Source organism: Streptomyces sp. NBC_00996, assembly GCF_045162675.1.
GTDB lineage: Bacteria > Actinomycetota > Actinomycetes > Streptomycetales > Streptomycetaceae > Streptomyces.
On record NZ_CP108723.1, the window covers coordinates 9,653,833 to 9,669,831 of the forward strand.

Genomic DNA, 15,999 nt, shown 5'->3' on the forward strand with positions numbered 1-15,999 from the left:
GCGCCCCGATGAAGGTCGGCGCGGTCATCATCACGATGGGCAACCGCCCCGAAGAGCTCCGGGCCCTGCTGGACTCCGTCGCCAAGCAGGACGGCGAGCCGGTCGAGGTGGTCGTGGTCGGCAACGGCTCGCCCGTGCCGGACGTCCCGGAAGGCATCCGCACCGTCGAGCTGCCCGAGAACCTCGGCATACCCGGCGGCCGCAACGTGGGCATCGAGGCCTTCGGCCCCGGCGGCACGGACGTGGACGTCCTCCTCTTCCTGGACGATGACGGCCTCCTGGCGACCCACGACACCGCCGAACTGTGCCGCGAGGCCTTCGCCACCGACCCGCAGCTCGGCATCATCAGCTTCCGCATCGCCGACCCCGAGACCGGCGAGACCCAGCGCCGCCACGTCCCGCGGCTGCGCGCCTCCGACCCGATGCGCAACTCACGCGTCACCACCTTCCTCGGCGGCGCCAACGCGGTCCGTACGAAGGTCTTCGCCGAAGTCGGCGGGCTCCCGGACGAATTCTTCTACGCGCACGAGGAAACCGACCTGGCATGGCGGGCCCTCGACGCGGGCTGGATGATCGACTACCGGTCGGACATGGTGCTGTACCACCCGACGACCGCGCCCTCGCGGCACGCGGTCTACCACCGCATGGTGGCCCGCAACCGGGTCTGGCTCGCGCGCCGAAACCTTCCGGCGCCGCTCGTCCCGGTCTACCTCGGCGTCTGGATGCTCCTGACGCTGCTGCGCCGCCCCTCGGGACCGGCTCTCAAGGCGTGGTTCGGCGGCTTCAAGGAGGGCTGGACCAGTCCGTGCGGTCCCCGGCGCCCCATGAAGTGGCGTACGGTGTGGCGGCTGACTCGACTGGGCCGACCTCCTGTCATCTGACAAGCTCATTTCTGAGAGCATTCGTGGCCGTACCCCGGTCCCTGACTCATGCCTACGCCCGACCAGGCGGTGCGCATCTTGAAGACGAAAGTTTCCACTTGTGAGTGAGACAACGCATGACGGCGGAGTCGCGGTGAGCGACCGACCGTCGCCCGATGACGGGCTCTGCGCGGCCGACCTGGCCGCCAAGTACGGGCTCGCGGTCAGCGGCGCCCGGCCCGGACTCGTCGAGTATGTGCGTCAGCTCTGGGGGCGGCGCCACTTCATCCTCGCCTTCTCACAGGCGAAGCTCACCGCCCAGTACAGCCAGGCCAAGCTGGGCCAGCTGTGGCAGGTGGCGACCCCGCTGCTGAACGCGGGCGTCTACTACCTGATCTTCGGCCTGATCCTGAAGGCCAACCGCGGTATGTCGCACGACGTGTACATCCCGTTCCTGGTGACGGGCGTCTTCGTCTTCACGTTCACGCAGAGCTCGATCATGGCCGGCGTCCGCGCGATCTCCGGCAACCTGGGACTGGTCCGCGCACTGCACTTCCCGCGTGCCTCGCTGCCCATCTCGTTCGCGCTCCAGCAGCTCCAGCAGCTGCTCTTCTCGATGATCGTGCTGTTCATCGTGGCGATCGCCTTCGGCAGCTACCCGGGCCTGTCCTGGCTGCTGATCATCCCGGTGCTCGTTCTGCAGTTCCTCTTCAACACGGGCCTCGCGCTGATCGTGGCCCGGATGGGCGCCAAGACGCCGGACCTGGCCCAGCTGATGCCGTTCATCCTGCGTACGTGGATGTACGCGTCCGGTGTCATGTTCTCCATCAGCACCATGCTCGCCGGCCGCCCGGAGTGGATCGCCCGCGCGCTGCAGGCGAACCCGGCCGCCGTCTACATGGACCTCATGCGCTTCGCGCTCATCGACGGGTACGGATCCGCGAACCTGCCGCCGCACGTGTGGGCCATCGCGATCTTCTGGGCCGTGGTCGTCGCCCTCGGCGGGTTCGTGTACTTCTGGAAGGCGGAAGAGAGGTACGGCCGTGGCTGAGAAGACGTCTCACATCCCCACCGTCATCGCGGACGAACTGCATATCGTCTATCGCGTCAACGGCGCCAAGACCGGCAAGGGCAGCGCCACCGCCGCCCTCAGCCGTATCCTCAAGCGCGGCGAGGAGCGCGGGGTCCGCAAGGTGCATGCCGTCCGGGGCGTCTCCTTCACCGCGTACCGCGGCGAGGCCATCGGCCTGATCGGTTCGAACGGCTCCGGCAAGTCCACGCTCCTGCGTGCCATCGCCGGCCTGCTCCCCGCCGAGAAGGGCAAGGTCTTCACCGACGGCCAGCCCTCGCTGCTCGGTGTGAACGCGGCCCTGATGAACGACCTGACGGGCGAGCGGAACGTCATATTGGGCGGGCTTGCGATGGGGATGTCCCGCGAGCAGATCAAGGAGCGCTACCACGAGATCGTCGACTTCTCGGGCATCAACGAGAAGGGCGACTTCATCACCCTCCCGATGCGCACCTACTCGTCCGGCATGGCGGCCCGTCTGCGCTTCTCCATCGCGGCCGCCAAGGACCACGACGTCCTGATGATCGACGAGGCCCTCGCCACCGGCGATCGCAAGTTCCAAAAACGCTCCGAGGAACGCATCCGCGAGCTGCGCAAGTCCGCCGGCACGGTGTTTCTGGTCAGTCACAACAACAAGTCGATCCGCGACACCTGCGACCGCGTGCTCTGGCTGGAGCGCGGTGAGCTGCGCATGGACGGCCCGACCGAAGAGGTCCTCAAGGAGTACGAGAAGTTCACGGGCAAGTAGCCCATTTCGCTCAGGGCCCCGCCGGAACTCTTCGGCGGGGCCCTGCGTCTGCAAAGGAAACGCCAACTCCTGCTGGCCTTAGGAATCTTGACGCCAATCGGTGTGTTGTTGTGATGTGCAGGACACCCCGACGGAGCGTGCCGCGTTGTACAACGTAAGCTGTACCGGTGCTGATTCGCGGCAAGTAGGGCGATAATGCGCGACACCCGGCACCGGCGCGCTGCGCGGACCTCCGGGCGGCGTGTCCGAAATGGGCACTATTGGGTCGGCAGTGTAGAACGGGAGATGTGACGGCAATGGCTACGGAAACTCTCCAGCTCCGCGATGCGTGTGCCGTCCTCGCGCCGGGCGGCGAGCGGTGACCGAAGCCGGGACGGCGCGCACCGGCGATCCGGAGCGCGACACCCTCGACAAGGCTGCGGGCGAGAACTTCCCCGTGGCGCCCTTCTTCCTGCCCAAGGCCTGGCGCGAGAACCTGATGGCCGTCTACGGCTTCGCCCGCCTCGTCGACGACATCGGTGACGGCGACCTCGCCCCGGGTGGCGCGGACGCCCGCCTCCTCGGCGTGTCGCCCGAGGAGGCCGAGGATCGTCTCCTTCTGCTGGACGCCTTCGAAACCGATCTTCACCGCGTGTTCGACTCGATCCCGCGCCACCCCTTGCTGCGCCGGCTCCAGCCCACCGTCCGCCGCGCGGGCCTCACCCCCGAGCCCTTCCTCGGCCTGATCGCGGCCAATCGCCAGGACCAACTCGTCAAGCGGTACGAGACCTATGACGACCTCGTCGCCTACTGCGAGCTGTCCGCCAACCCCGTCGGCCGCCTGGTCCTCTCCGTCACGGGTACCTCCACGCCCGAGCGCGTCCGCCGCTCCGACGCGGTGTGCACGGCGCTGCAGATCGTCGAACACCTCCAGGACGTCGCTGAGGACCTCGGTCGCGACCGTGTCTACCTGCCTGCCGAGGACATGAAGCGCTTCCACGTCCAGGAGGCGGATCTCGCCGCCGTCACAGCAGGCGCCTCGGTACGAGCACTGGTTGCATACGAAGCAGAACGCGCCTTGAACCTCCTGAATGAAGGCACCCCCCTCGTGGGTAGCGTCCACGGCAGGCTGAAGCTGCTGCTCGCGGGGTTCATTGCGGGGGGAAGGGCGGCAATCCGTGCGATTGCCGCCGCTGAATACGACGTACTTCCCGGCCCGCCCAAGCCCGGCAAGCTCCAGTTGCTGCGCGAGGTGGGAGTGACTCTGCGAGGAGAGGGGTGATCCGGACCGTGGAGTCGGAACAACACGTGTCCGCACCGGTACTCGCCGCTTACAGCTACTGCGAGACAGTGACCGGTCAGCAGGCCCGTAATTTCGCGTACGGCATCAGGCTTCTGCCGACGCCCAAGCGCCGTGCGATGTCGGCTCTCTACGCGTTCTCGCGGCGTGTCGACGACATCGGCGACGGTGCGCTCGCGCCGGACGTCAAGGCGGCCCGGCTCGAGGACACCCGGGCACTGCTCGCGCGGGTCCGCGAGGGCTCCGTCGACGAGGACGACACCGACCCGGTCGCGGTCGCGCTCAGCCACACCGCCCGGAACTTCCCGGTGCCCCTCGAGGGCCTCGACGAACTCATCGATGGCGTCCTCATGGACGTACGCGGCGAGACGTACGAGACCTGGGACGACCTGAAGGTCTACTGCCGTTGCGTGGCCGGGGCGATCGGGCGGCTCTCGCTCGGCGTGTTCGGTACGGAACCGGGGGCGCGCGGCGCCGAGCGCGCGCCGGAGTATGCCGACACGCTCGGGCTCGCGCTCCAACTCACCAACATCCTGCGGGACGTACGGGAGGACGCCGAAGGCGGGCGTACCTATCTGCCCTCCGACGACCTCGCCAAGTTCGGCTGCTCGGCCGGGTTCAACGGGCCGACTCCACCGGAGGGCTCCGACTTCGCGGGCCTCGTGCACTTCGAAGTGCGTCGGGCCCGCGCTCTTTTCGCGGAGGGATACCGGCTGCTGCCCATGCTGGACCGGCGCAGCGGCGCCTGTGTCGCGGCGATGGCCGGCATCTACCGCCGCCTCCTCGACCGCATCGAGCGCGAGCCGGAGGCCGTGCTGCGCGGCCGCGTCTCGCTGCCCGGACGCGAGAAGGCGTATGTCGCCGTGCGCGGTCTCTCCGGCCTCGACGCCCGCCATGTGTCCCGGCACACCGTCAGGAGGCGCACCTGATGGACAATTTGGGCCAAGGTGATTCGACCGACGAAAAGCGGCAGGCAACCCTCCGGCAGCGGGTGGCGTCCCTGACTGCAACGGCCTGCCGTGCACGGTTCAATCATCACGGCGGGTTCCAGGGGGAGGGTGCACGATGAGCGAGGTCACGCAGCCCGCGGGCAGCTCCGGCGGGGCGGCCGCCGTGGTCGTCGGCGGCGGGCTCGCCGGGATCACGGCCGCGCTCGCGCTGGCCGACGCCGGCGTGCGCGTGACGCTGCTCGAAGGACGGCCGCGGCTCGGCGGTCTCGCCTTCTCCTTCCAGCGCGGCGATCTCACCGTGGACAACGGACAGCATGTGTATCTGCGCTGCTGCACCGCCTACCGCTGGTTTCTCGACCGCGTCGACGGAGCCTCGCTGGCGCCGCTGCAGGATCGTCTCGACGTGCCCGTTCTCGACGCTGAGGCCAAGCCCGGGCGACGGCTCGGCAGAATCGGCCGCACCGCGCTGCCCGTACCGCTGCATCTGGCGCGCAGCCTCGCGACGTATCAGCATCTGTCGCTCGCCGAGCGCGCGAAAGTCGGCCGTGCCGCGCTGGCGCTCAAGGGCCTGGATCTCACCGATCCGGCGCTCGACGCGCAGAACTTCGGCAGCTGGCTCGCCCAGCACGGTCAGTCGGAGCGTGCCGTCGAAGCACTGTGGGACCTCGTGGGGGTCGCCACCCTCAACGCGGTGGCCTCGGATGCTTCGCTCGGGCTCGCCGCGATGGTGTTCAAGACCGGTCTGCTGTCCGACCCGGGCGCGGCCGACATCGGCTGGGCACGCGTCCCGCTGGGCGAACTGCACGACACCCTGGCCCGCAAGGCGCTCGACTCCGCGGGCGTCCGTACCGAAGTCCGTACACGCGTCACCTCCATCTCCCCCAACGAAAACGGGCGTTGGAGCGTTCAGGTTCCCGGCGAGAGCGTCGAGGCCGACGCGGTCGTCCTCGCCGTACCCCAGCGCGAGACCCACGATCTGCTGCCCCAGGGCGCGCTCGACGCCCCTGAGCGGCTCCTCGAGATCGGCACCGCGCCGATCCTCAACGTCCATGTCGTCTACGACCGGAAGGTGCTCAGCAGGCCGTTCTTCGCGGCGCTGGGTTCCCCGGTGCAGTGGGTCTTCGACCGGACCGAGGCGTCCGGGCTGCGCGAGGGGCAGTACGTGGCCCTCTCGCAGTCGGCCGCGCAGGACGAGATCGACGAACCCGTCTCCGTACTGCGCGAGCGCTATCTGCCGGAGCTGGAGCGGCTGTTGCCCGCGGCGCGCGGCGCGCAAGTGAAGGACTTCTTCGTAACCCGGGAGCGCACGGCGACGTTTGCCCCCACCCCCGGCGTCGGGCGGCTGCGGCCCGGCGCCCGCACCAAGGCCCCCGGCCTGTACCTGGCCGGATCGTGGACCGCCACAGGGTGGCCCGCGACCATGGAGAGTGCGGTCCGCAGTGGCGTCAGTGCGGCGGGCGCCGCGCTGGGCGCCCTGGGCCGGCCCCGCGATCACCTCATCGAGCTCTTCGAGGAGGCGGCATGACGCTCGAGCAGATCGATATGAGCACCGCAGGCCCCCGCACCCCCCGTATCGCAACAAGAGGAGAGACTGTGCCCACTGTGCCCCCGGCCGAAACGGCTGCCGACGCGGTGGACGTGACCGCGCTCCTCGAGCGCGGCCGGACCCTGGCCACACCGGTGCTGAAGGCGGCCGTCGACCGCCTGGCGGCGCCCATGGACACCGTCGCCGCCTACCACTTCGGCTGGATCGACGCCGAGGGCAACCCCGCGGACGGCGACGGTGGCAAGGCCGTACGCCCCGCGCTCGCCGTCCTGTCCGCACAGGCCGCCGGTGCCGCCCCCGAGGTGGGTGTGCCGGGTGCGGTCGCCGTTGAACTGGTGCACAACTTCTCACTGCTGCACGACGACCTGATGGACGGTGACGAACAGCGCCGCCATCGCGACACCGTCTGGAAGGTGCACGGGCCCGCCCAGGCCATCCTCGTCGGCGACGCCCTGTTCGCGCTGGCCAACGAGGTCCTCCTGGAGCTCGGCACCGCCGAGGCGGGCCGAGCCACGCGCCGTCTGACGACCGCCACCCGCGCCCTGATCGACGGTCAGGCCCAGGACATCTCCTACGAGCACCGCGACCGGGTCACCGTCGAGGAGTGCCTGGAGATGGAGGGCAACAAGACGGGCGCCCTGCTCGCCTGCGCCTGCTCCATCGGCGCGGTGCTCGGCGGCGCCGACGACTTCACCGCCGACACGCTGGAGAAGTACGGCTACCACCTCGGCCTGGCCTTCCAGGCCGTCGACGACCTCCTCGGCATCTGGGGCGACCCGGAGGCCACCGGAAAGCAGACCTGGAGCGATCTGCGCCAGCGCAAGAAGTCCCTGCCCGTGGTGGCCGCGCTCGCCGCGGGCGGACCCGCCTCCGAGCGCCTCGGCGAATTGCTCGCCGAGGACGCCAAGGCCAGCGACTTCGAGAACTTCTCCGAGGAGGAGTTCGCCGCGCGCGCCGCGCTCATCGAGGAAGCGGGCGGCCGCGAGTGGACCGCCCAGGAGGCCCGTCGCCAGCACACCATCGCCGTCGAGGCACTGGACGCCGTCCGGATGCCCGACCAGGTGCGGGCGCAGTTCGTGGCGCTCGCCGACTTCGTCGTCGTACGGAAGAGATGATCACTATCGGTCGAATAAACCTCGCGTAGTCGCCGGCCGGTGCCGCGGGAGAGCGAAGCACCGGCCGACGGCGGACCCACAGCAGAGACGTACCACTGCACGAAGGGGAAGCCATGACAGCGACGACCGACGGAAGCACCGGGGCCCTGCCGCCCCGCGCTGCCTCGGCCAGCGAAACACAACTTCAGACGACTCCCGTGGCGGCCGGGACAGTCGAGACCCGAGACGCCGCCACGCGCGCGATGCAGCGCGCCACCGACTTCCTGCTCTCGCGGCAGGACGCTCAGGGCTGGTGGAAGGGCGACCTCGAGACGAACGTCACGATGGACGCCGAGGACCTGCTCCTCCGTCAGTTCCTGGGCATTCGCGACGAGTCGACCACACGCGCCGCCGGGCTGTTCATTCGTGGGGAACAGCGCGACGACGGCACCTGGGCGACGTTCTACGGCGGCCCGGGTGAACTCTCCACCACCATCGAGGCGTACGTCGCGCTGCGGATGGCCGGGGACGCCCCGGACGAGCCGCACATGGCGAAGGCGTCGGCGTGGATCCGCGAGCGGGGCGGCATCGCCTCGGCCCGTGTCTTCACCCGGATCTGGCTCGCCCTGTTCGGCTGGTGGAAGTGGGACGACCTGCCGGAGCTCCCGCCGGAGCTCATCTACTTCCCGAAGTGGATGCCGCTCAACATCTACGAGTTCGGGTGCTGGGCGCGGCAGACGATCGTGCCGCTCACCATCGTCTCGGCGAAGCGTCCGGTGCGGCCCGCGCCGTTCCCGCTCGACGAGCTGCACACCGACGCCGCTCACCCCAATCCGGTCAAGCCGCTTGCTCCCGTGGCGAGTTGGGACGGTGCCTTTCAGCGCCTCGACAAGGCGCTGCACCAGTACCGCAAATTCGCGCCGCGCCGGCTGCGCAGGGCCGCGATGAACTCGGCGGCGCGCTGGATCATCGAGCGACAGGAGAACGACGGCTGCTGGGGAGGCATCCAGCCGCCCGCCGTGTACTCGGTCATCGCCCTCCATCTGCTCGGATACGACCTCCAACACCCGGTGATGCGCGAGGGGTTGGCCTCGCTGGACCGTTTCGCCGTGTGGCGCGAGGACGGTGCCCGGATGATCGAGGCCTGTCAGTCACCGGTGTGGGACACCTGCCTGGCGACCATCGCGCTCGCCGACGCGGGTCTGCCCGCCGACCATCCGCAGCTCGTGAAGGCCGCGGACTGGATGCTCGGCGAGGAGATCGTCCGGCCCGGTGACTGGGCGGTCAAGCGGCCCCACCTCCCGCCCGGTGGCTGGGCGTTCGAGTTCCACAACGACAACTACCCCGACATCGACGACACCGCGGAGGTCGTCCTCGCGCTGCGCCGCGTCAAGCACCACGACCCGGACGGCGTCGAGAGCGCCATCGGGCGCGGGGTGCGCTGGAACCTCGGCATGCAGTCCAAGGACGGCGGCTGGGGCGCCTTCGACGTAGACAACACCAGCGCCTTCCCCAACCGGCTGCCGTTCTGCGACTTCGGGGAGGTCATCGACCCGCCGTCCGCGGACGTCACCGCGCATGTCGTCGAGATGCTCGCCGTCGAGGGACTCTCGCACGACCCGCGCACCCGGCGGGGCATCGAGTGGCTGCTGGCCCACCAGGAACCGAACGGCTCCTGGTTCGGGCGCTGGGGCGTCAACTACGTGTACGGAACGGGGTCTGTGCTCCCGGCGCTCGTGGCAGCGGGACTGGCCGCCTCGCACCCGGCGATCCGCCGGGCGGTGGCCTGGCTGGAAGCCGTGCAGAACGACGACGGCGGCTGGGGCGAGGACCTGCGCTCCTACCACGACGTCGCCGAGTGGAGCGGACGGGGCGCCTCGACCGCCTCCCAGACCGGCTGGGCCCTGCTCGCCCTGCTGGCCGCGGGGGAGCGCGACTCCAAGGCCGTGGAGCGCGGGGTCGAGTGGCTCGCGGCGACGCAGCTGGCGGACGGTTCCTGGGACGAGCCGTACTTCACGGGAACCGGCTTCCCGTGGGACTTCTCGATCAACTACCACCTCTACCGGCAGGTCTTCCCGCTCACCGCTCTCGGCCGGTACGTCCACGGCGAGCCCTTCGCCGAGGCCAAGGGGGGTTGATGAGCACGAAGCCGGCCCCGGCCCCGCTGCTGATCGCCTGCGCGCTCGGCATCGAGCACCTCGCCCTGCGCAGCGGCGACCGCTCCGGGGCCGACGGGCCTGTCACCGTGCTGCGTACGGGCATGGGACCCAAGGCGGCCGAACGCTCGGTCGCCCGGGTGCTCGCCGACCCGGCGCTGCGCGAGGCCGGAGTCCTGGCCACGGGCTTCTGCGCGGGGCTCGCCCCGGGCATGCACCCCGGTGACCTGGTCGTCGCCGAGGAGACCCGGGACCCGCGCGGCACCACCCCGTGCGTGGGCATCGATCTGCTCGTCAAGGAACTCGTACGCACCGTGCCCGGGCGCACGGTCCACACAGGACCCCTCACCGGTTCCGATCACGTCGTCCGCGGTCACGAACGGTCGGATCTGCTCGCGACCGGCGCAATCGCGGTCGATATGGAGTCGGCGGCCACGCTCCACAGCGCCGTGCGCACGGGCGGCCGCCCGGTTGCGGCCGTCCGGGTGGTCGTGGACGCTCCGGAACATGAACTCGTCCGTATCGGCACGGTACGCGGTGGAATATCAGCTTTCCGCGTTCTTCGTGCCGTGCTTCCCGCTTTTTTTGAATGGCACCGTTCTTTGTTGCTCCCTCGGAGGTGAGCCAGATGGCCATGCCGCTTCGGCAGACCATGAAGGTCGCTGCGTACCTGTTTGAACAGAAGCTCAGGAAGCGGGACAAGTTCGCGCTTCTGGTCGAGTTGGAACCGCTCTTCGCGTGCAACCTCAAATGCGAGGGCTGCGGCAAGATCCAGCACCCGGCGGGTGTGCTCAAGCAGCGCATGCCAGTGGCCCAGGCCGTGGGAGCGGTTCTCGAGTCCGGTGCCCCGATGGTGTCCATCGCCGGCGGCGAGCCGCTGATGCACCCGCAGATCGACGAGATCGTACGGCAGTTGGTGGCCAAGAAGAAGTTCGTCTTCCTGTGCACCAATGCGCTGCTGATGCGCAAGAAGATGGACAAGTTCAAGCCCTCGCCCTATTTCGCGTGGGCCGTGCACATCGACGGGCTGCGGGAGCGGCACGACGAGTCGGTGGCCAAGGAGGGAACGTTCGACGAGGCGGTCGAGGCCATCAAGGAGGCCAAGCGGCGCGGCTTCCGCGTCACCACCAATTCGACCTTCTTCAACACCGACACCCCGCAGACCATCATCGAGGTCCTCAACTTCCTCAACGACGACCTGAAGGTGGACGAGATGATGCTCTCGCCCGCCTACGCCTACGAGAAGGCCCCCGATCAGGAGCACTTCCTCGGTGTCCAGCAGACCCGGGAACTGTTCAAGAAGGCCTTCGCGGGCGGCAACCGACGCCGCTGGCGGCTCAACCAGAGTCCGCTCTTCCTGGACTTCCTGGAGGGCAAGGTCGACTTCCCGTGCACCGCGTGGGCGATCCCCAGCTACTCGCTCTTCGGCTGGCAGAGGCCCTGCTATCTGATGAGCGACGGGTACGTGCAGACGTACAAGCAGCTCCTGGAAGAGACCGACTGGGACGCGTACGGCCGCGGCAAGGACGACCGGTGCGCCAACTGCATGGCCCACTGCGGCTACGAGCCGACCGCGGTCCTCGCCACCATGGGCTCCCTCAAGGAGTCGCTGCGCGCCGCCCGCGAGACCTTCACGGAAAGCCGCGGGTGACGTCATGACCGCCGTTTCCTTGGGCCTCCCCGAGGTGCCGGTTCGGCCGATCGCGGAGCGCCGTGTCTCACGGCAGATCCAGGTCGGACCGGTGGCGGTCGGGGGCGGAGCACCGGTGTCGGTGCAGTCGATGACGACGACGCGTACGTCGGACATCGGCGCCACCTTGCAGCAGATCGCGGAACTCACCGCGTCCGGCTGCCAGATCGTCCGGGTCGCCTGCCCCACGCAGGACGACGCGGACGCTCTTTCCACGATCGCCCGCAAGTCGCAGATCCCGGTGATCGCGGACATCCACTTCCAGCCGAAGTACGTGTTCGCCGCGATCGAGGCGGGCTGTGCGGCGGTGCGGGTGAACCCCGGCAACATCAAGCAGTTCGACGACAAGGTGAAGGAGATCGCGCGGGCTGCGAAGGATCACGGCACGCCGATCCGGATCGGTGTCAACGCCGGCTCCCTCGACCGGCGACTGCTGCAGAAGTACGGCAGGGCGACACCCGAGGCGCTGGTCGAGTCGGCGCTGTGGGAGGCGTCGCTCTTCGAGGAGCACGACTTCCGGGACATCAAGATCTCGGTGAAGCACAACGACCCCGTGGTCATGGTCAACGCGTACCGGCAGCTGGCGGCCGCGTGCGACTACCCGCTGCACCTCGGTGTGACGGAAGCCGGTCCGGCGTTCCAGGGGACCATCAAGTCGGCCGTCGCCTTCGGGGCGTTGCTCAGTGAGGGGATCGGGGACACCATCCGGGTGTCCTTGAGCGCGCCGCCGGCCGAGGAGGTCAAGGTCGGCCTCCAGATCCTGGAGTCCCTCAACCTCAAGCAGCGCCGCCTGGAGATCGTCTCGTGCCCGTCCTGCGGGCGCGCCCAGGTCGATGTGTACAAGCTGGCCGACGAGGTCACGGCCGGTCTGGAGGGGATGGAGGTCCCGTTGCGCGTCGCGGTCATGGGCTGCGTCGTCAACGGCCCCGGAGAGGCGCGGGAGGCGGACCTGGGGGTCGCCTCCGGCAACGGCAAGGGGCAGATCTTCGTCAAGGGCGAGGTCATCAAGACCGTGCCCGAGTCGAAGATCGTCGAGACCCTCATCGACGAGGCGATGAAGATCGCCGAGCAGATGGAGAACGACGGCGTCGCGTCCGGAGAACCGGCCGTCACCGTGAGTTGATCAGCACGGACCGAGAGGGGGCCGAGCGTGACGATTCTGGAGAACATCCGGGGACCACGCGACCTGAAGGCGCTGTCCGAGGCGGAGATCGGTGAACTGGCCGAAGAGATACGGGAGTTCCTGGTGCACGCGGTCGCCAGGACCGGCGGCCACCTCGGGCCCAACCTGGGAGTGGTGGAACTCTCCATCGCGCTCCACCGGGTCTTCGAGTCACCCGTCGACCGCATCCTGTGGGACACCGGCCACCAGAGCTATGTACACAAGTTGCTGACGGGGCGTCAGGACTTCTCCAAGCTGCGCGGCAAGGGCGGCCTGTCCGGCTATCCGTCGCGCGAGGAGTCCGAGCACGACATCATCGAGAACAGCCACGCCTCCACGGCGCTCGGCTGGGCGGACGGGCTGGCCAAGGCCCGTCAGGTACAGGGCGAGAAGGGCCATGTCGTCGCGGTCATCGGCGACGGCGCGCTCACCGGCGGTATGGCGTGGGAGGCGCTGAACAACATCGCGGCCGCCAAGGACCGCCCGCTGATCATCGTCGTCAACGACAACGAACGCTCCTACGCACCGACCATCGGCGGCCTCGCCAACCACCTCGCGACCCTTCGTACGACGGACAGTTACGAGAAGGTCCTCGCCTGGGGCAAGGACGTGCTGCTGCGCACGCCCGTCGTCGGAAACACCATCTACGAGTCGTTGCACGGCGCGAAGAAGGGTTTCAAGGACGCGTTCGCCCCGCAGGGCATGTTCGAGGACCTCGGGCTCAAGTACGTCGGGCCGATCGACGGTCACGACGTGGGGGCCGTGGAGTCGGCGCTGCGGCGCGCGAAACGCTTTCACGGGCCCGTGCTCATTCACTGTCTGACGGAGAAGGGCCGAGGCTACGAGCCCGCACTCGCGCACGAGGAGGACCACTTCCACACGGTCGGCGTGATGGACCCGCTCACCTGCGAGCCCCTCGCGCCCTCCAACGGGCCTTCCTGGACCTCGGTGTTCGGCGACGAGATCGTCCGGATCGGGGAGGAGCGCGAGGACGTCGTGGCCATCACGGCGGCCATGCTGCATCCGGTGGGGCTCGGGAAGTTCGCCGAGAGGTTCCCCGACCGGGTGTGGGACGTCGGGATCGCCGAGCAGCACGCCACGGTGTCCGCGGCCGGGCTCGCCACGGGCGGACTCCATCCTGTCGTCGCCGTCTACGCCACCTTCCTCAACCGGGCTTTCGACCAGCTCCTCATGGACGTCGCGCTGCACCGCTGCGGCGTGACCTTCGTCCTCGACCGGGCCGGGGTCACGGGAGTCGACGGGGCGTCGCACAACGGCATGTGGGACATGTCGATCCTCCAGGTCGTGCCGGGCCTCAGAATCGCCGCGCCGCGCGACGCCGACCAGCTGCGGGCTCAGCTGCGGGAGGCGGTCGCCGTGGACGACGCGCCGACGCTGATCCGCTTCCCGAAGGAGTCGGTGGGACCGGCGATCGGGGCGGTGGACCACGTGGGCGGGCTGGATGTCCTGCATCGCAGCTCGGAGATCCCGCAGGTCCTGTTGGCGGCCGTCGGTGTCATGGCGCCGGTCTGTCTGCAGGCTGCCGAGCTGCTCGAAGCCCGCGGCATCGGATGCACCGTGGTGGACCCACGCTGGGTCAAGCCCGTCGACCCGTCGCTGCCCGGCCTCGCCGCCGAGCACCGGCTCGTCGCCGTCGTCGAGGACAACAGCCGGGCGGCGGGCGTCGGCGCGGCGGTGGCGCTGGCACTCGGGGACGCCGAAGTCGACGTACCCGTACGGCGGTTCGGCATCCCGGAGCAGTTCCTCGCACACGCCAAGCGCGGTGAGGTGCTGGCCGACATAGGTCTCACGCCCGTCGAGATCGCCGGGCGGATCAGCGCCGGTCTGGCCGTCAAGGATGAGCTGTCCAAGGTCGAGGACGAGCTGTCCATGGATGAGTTGTCCAAGGAGAAACAGGAATGAACGACCCTGCTCAGAAGCGGGAGTTCGACCTCGGCGCGCTACTGGCCGAGCGAGGGGCCGAGCGCTACGAGCTGCACACCAAGTTTCTGAACCACCAGCTCCCGCGCATGCTGCACACCATCGGCTTCGACAAGGTGTACGAGCGGGCCGAGGGTGCCCACTTCTGGGACGCGGACGGCAACGACTACCTGGACATGCTCGCCGGGTTCGGGGTGATGGGCCTGGGCCGTCATCACCCCGTCGTCCGCCAGGCGCTGCACGACGTCCTCGACGCCTCGCTCGCCGACCTCACCCGCTTCGACTGCCAGCCGCTGCCGGGACTGCTCGCGGAGAAGCTGCTCGTCCACAGCCCGCACCTGGATCGGGTGTTCTTCGGCAACAGCGGTACAGAGGCGGTCGAGACCGCGTTGAAGTTCGCCCGGTACGCCACCGGCAAGCCGCGGATCCTCTACTGCTCGCACGCCTTCCACGGCCTGACCACCGGCTCGCTGTCGGTGAACGGCGAGGACGGCTTCCGCGACGGTTTCGCCCCGCTGCTGCCCGACACCCCTGTCCCGCTCGGGGATCTCGACGTCCTGGCACGGGAGCTGAAGAAGGGCGACGTCGCCGCGCTCATCGTCGAACCCATTCAGGGCAAGGGCGTGCTCGAGGCCCCGCCCGGATATCTGCGCGCCGCCCAGGAGCTGTTGCACAAGCACAAGGCGCTGCTCATCGTGGACGAGGTGCAGACCGGGCTCGGACGGACCGGGGACTTCTACGCCTACCAGCACGAGGAGGGCGTCGAGCCGGACCTGGTGTGCGTGGCGAAGGCGCTGTCCGGCGGGTATGTGCCGGTCGGCGCGACCCTCGGCAAGGACTGGATCTTCAAGAAGGTCTATTCGTCGATGGACCGGGTCCTCGTGCACTCGGCGAGCTTCGGCTCGAACGCGCAGGCCATGGCGGCGGGGCTCGCCGTGCTTTCCGTGATGGAGAACGAGCAGATCGTGGCGGGCGTACGGGCCACGGGGGAGCGGCTGAAGTCCCGGCTCGAGGCACTCGTGGACAAGTACGAGCTGCTGAGCGATGTACGCGGCCGGGGCCTGATGATCGGCATCGAGTTCGGGCGGCCCAAGTCGCTGAAGCTGCGCAGCCGCTGGACGATGCTCCAGGCCGCGCGCAAGGGCCTCTTTGCGCAGATGGTGGTCGTCCCGCTGCTGCAACGGCACCGCATCCTCACCCAGGTCTCCGGAGACCATCTGGAAGTGATCAAGCTGATCCCGCCGCTGATCATCGGCGAGCAGGACGTCGACCGCTTCGTCGAGGCTTTCACCGCCGTGATGGACGACGCGCACAGCGGGGGCGGGCTGATGTGGGACTTCGGGAAGACGCTGGTGAAGCAGGCGGTGGCGAACCGCTAGTGCGCTGCGCCAGAAGTTCGTCGGTGGATTCGCGCCTTGCCCGGCCGGGTTGGTTGTCCGCCCATCCAGCCCCGGCCTGCGAGTATTCGGCCAAGTCGGCGGCAGTGGGGCACCAAGAACTAACG

At 69.0% G+C, this 15,999-nt stretch carries 14 protein-coding genes; all 14 read left to right on the plus strand.

Annotated elements, in window-relative coordinates; translation table 11 throughout:
* Positions 1 to 8: 8 nt before the first annotated feature.
* The 14 genes from OG390_RS44620 (at position 9) to OG390_RS44685 (ending at position 15,874) form a co-directional block, all read left to right on the plus strand.
* A complete protein-coding gene (locus OG390_RS44620; RefSeq protein ID WP_406178244.1) occupies positions 9 to 881 on the plus strand; it encodes a glycosyltransferase family 2 protein in 873 nt (290 codons plus the stop codon).
* Between the two features lie 100 nt (positions 882 to 981).
* Positions 982 to 1,911: an ABC transporter permease gene (locus tag OG390_RS44625; protein ID WP_406176009.1), complete on the plus strand. Its 930-nt coding sequence runs from the start codon at positions 982 to 984 to the stop codon at positions 1,909 to 1,911.
* The gene (locus OG390_RS44630) at positions 1,904 to 2,677 is read left to right on the plus strand and encodes an ABC transporter ATP-binding protein (RefSeq protein WP_406176010.1); all 774 of its coding nucleotides are present in this window, start codon (positions 1,904 to 1,906) and stop codon (positions 2,675 to 2,677) included. Before OG390_RS44625 ends, OG390_RS44630 begins: the two co-directional genes overlap by 8 nt.
* Positions 2,678 to 3,035: 358 nt before the next feature.
* Positions 3,036 to 3,938, plus strand: a complete 903-nt coding sequence (hpnC, locus tag OG390_RS44635; protein ID WP_406176011.1) for a squalene synthase HpnC — start codon at positions 3,036 to 3,038, stop codon at positions 3,936 to 3,938.
* A complete protein-coding gene (hpnD, locus tag OG390_RS44640; RefSeq protein WP_406176013.1) occupies positions 3,935 to 4,885 on the plus strand; it encodes a presqualene diphosphate synthase HpnD in 951 nt (316 codons plus the stop codon). The genes hpnC and hpnD overlap by 4 nt, the downstream gene beginning before the upstream one ends.
* Positions 4,885 to 5,025, plus strand: a complete 141-nt coding sequence (locus OG390_RS44645; protein WP_406176015.1) for a DUF6380 family protein — start codon at positions 4,885 to 4,887, stop codon at positions 5,023 to 5,025. The genes hpnD and OG390_RS44645 overlap by 1 nt, the downstream gene beginning before the upstream one ends.
* Positions 5,022 to 6,431, plus strand: coding sequence for a hydroxysqualene dehydroxylase HpnE (gene hpnE, locus OG390_RS44650; RefSeq protein ID WP_406176016.1), 1,410 nt, complete (start codon positions 5,022 to 5,024; stop codon positions 6,429 to 6,431). The genes OG390_RS44645 and hpnE overlap by 4 nt, the downstream gene beginning before the upstream one ends.
* A gap of 17 nt (positions 6,432 to 6,448) precedes the next feature.
* Positions 6,449 to 7,567 carry a polyprenyl synthetase family protein gene (locus tag OG390_RS44655; protein WP_406178246.1) on the plus strand — a complete coding sequence of 373 codons (1,119 nt, stop codon included), beginning with the start codon at positions 6,449 to 6,451 and terminating at the stop codon, positions 7,565 to 7,567.
* 113 nt (positions 7,568 to 7,680) lie between these two features.
* On the plus strand, positions 7,681 to 9,684 hold the full coding sequence (shc, locus tag OG390_RS44660) for a squalene--hopene cyclase (RefSeq protein WP_406176018.1): 2,004 nt from the start codon (positions 7,681 to 7,683) through the stop codon (positions 9,682 to 9,684).
* Entirely contained in the window at positions 9,684 to 10,325 is a 642-nt protein-coding gene (locus tag OG390_RS44665) for a 1-hydroxy-2-methyl-2-butenyl 4-diphosphate reductase (RefSeq protein ID WP_406176019.1), read from the plus strand. Before shc ends, OG390_RS44665 begins: the two co-directional genes overlap by 1 nt.
* Before the next feature lie 5 nt (positions 10,326 to 10,330).
* Positions 10,331 to 11,353 (plus strand): adenosyl-hopene transferase HpnH, encoded by a 1,023-nt coding sequence (gene hpnH / locus OG390_RS44670; protein ID WP_406176021.1) that lies wholly within the window; start codon positions 10,331 to 10,333, stop codon positions 11,351 to 11,353.
* A 4-nt stretch (positions 11,354 to 11,357) separates the two neighbouring features.
* Positions 11,358 to 12,515: a flavodoxin-dependent (E)-4-hydroxy-3-methylbut-2-enyl-diphosphate synthase gene (gene ispG / locus OG390_RS44675; protein ID WP_406176023.1), complete on the plus strand. Its 1,158-nt coding sequence runs from the start codon at positions 11,358 to 11,360 to the stop codon at positions 12,513 to 12,515.
* Between the two features lie 27 nt (positions 12,516 to 12,542).
* Positions 12,543 to 14,477, plus strand: a complete 1,935-nt coding sequence (dxs, locus tag OG390_RS44680; protein WP_406176024.1) for a 1-deoxy-D-xylulose-5-phosphate synthase — start codon at positions 12,543 to 12,545, stop codon at positions 14,475 to 14,477.
* Positions 14,474 to 15,874, plus strand: a complete 1,401-nt coding sequence (locus tag OG390_RS44685; protein WP_406176026.1) for an aspartate aminotransferase family protein — start codon at positions 14,474 to 14,476, stop codon at positions 15,872 to 15,874. The genes dxs and OG390_RS44685 overlap by 4 nt, the downstream gene beginning before the upstream one ends.
* The last annotated feature ends 125 nt before the right edge of the window (positions 15,875 to 15,999 follow it).

Coding starts and splice junctions, on each gene's coding strand:
- OG390_RS44655 (WP_406178246.1), top strand. CDS start 6,449: ATGAGCACCGCAGGCCCCCGCACCCCCCGTATCGCAACAAGAGGAGAG.
- hpnH (WP_406176021.1), top strand. CDS start 10,331: ATGGCCATGCCGCTTCGGCAGACCATGAAGGTCGCTGCGTACCTGTTT.
- OG390_RS44685 (WP_406176026.1), top strand. CDS start 14,474: ATGAACGACCCTGCTCAGAAGCGGGAGTTCGACCTCGGCGCGCTACTG.
- OG390_RS44620 (WP_406178244.1), top strand. CDS start 9: ATGAAGGTCGGCGCGGTCATCATCACGATGGGCAACCGCCCCGAAGAG.
- shc (WP_406176018.1), top strand. CDS start 7,681: ATGACAGCGACGACCGACGGAAGCACCGGGGCCCTGCCGCCCCGCGCT.
- OG390_RS44645 (WP_406176015.1), top strand. CDS start 4,885: ATGGACAATTTGGGCCAAGGTGATTCGACCGACGAAAAGCGGCAGGCA.
- OG390_RS44665 (WP_406176019.1), top strand. CDS start 9,684: ATGAGCACGAAGCCGGCCCCGGCCCCGCTGCTGATCGCCTGCGCGCTC.
- ispG (WP_406176023.1), top strand. CDS start 11,358: ATGACCGCCGTTTCCTTGGGCCTCCCCGAGGTGCCGGTTCGGCCGATC.
- hpnE (WP_406176016.1), top strand. CDS start 5,022: ATGAGCGAGGTCACGCAGCCCGCGGGCAGCTCCGGCGGGGCGGCCGCC.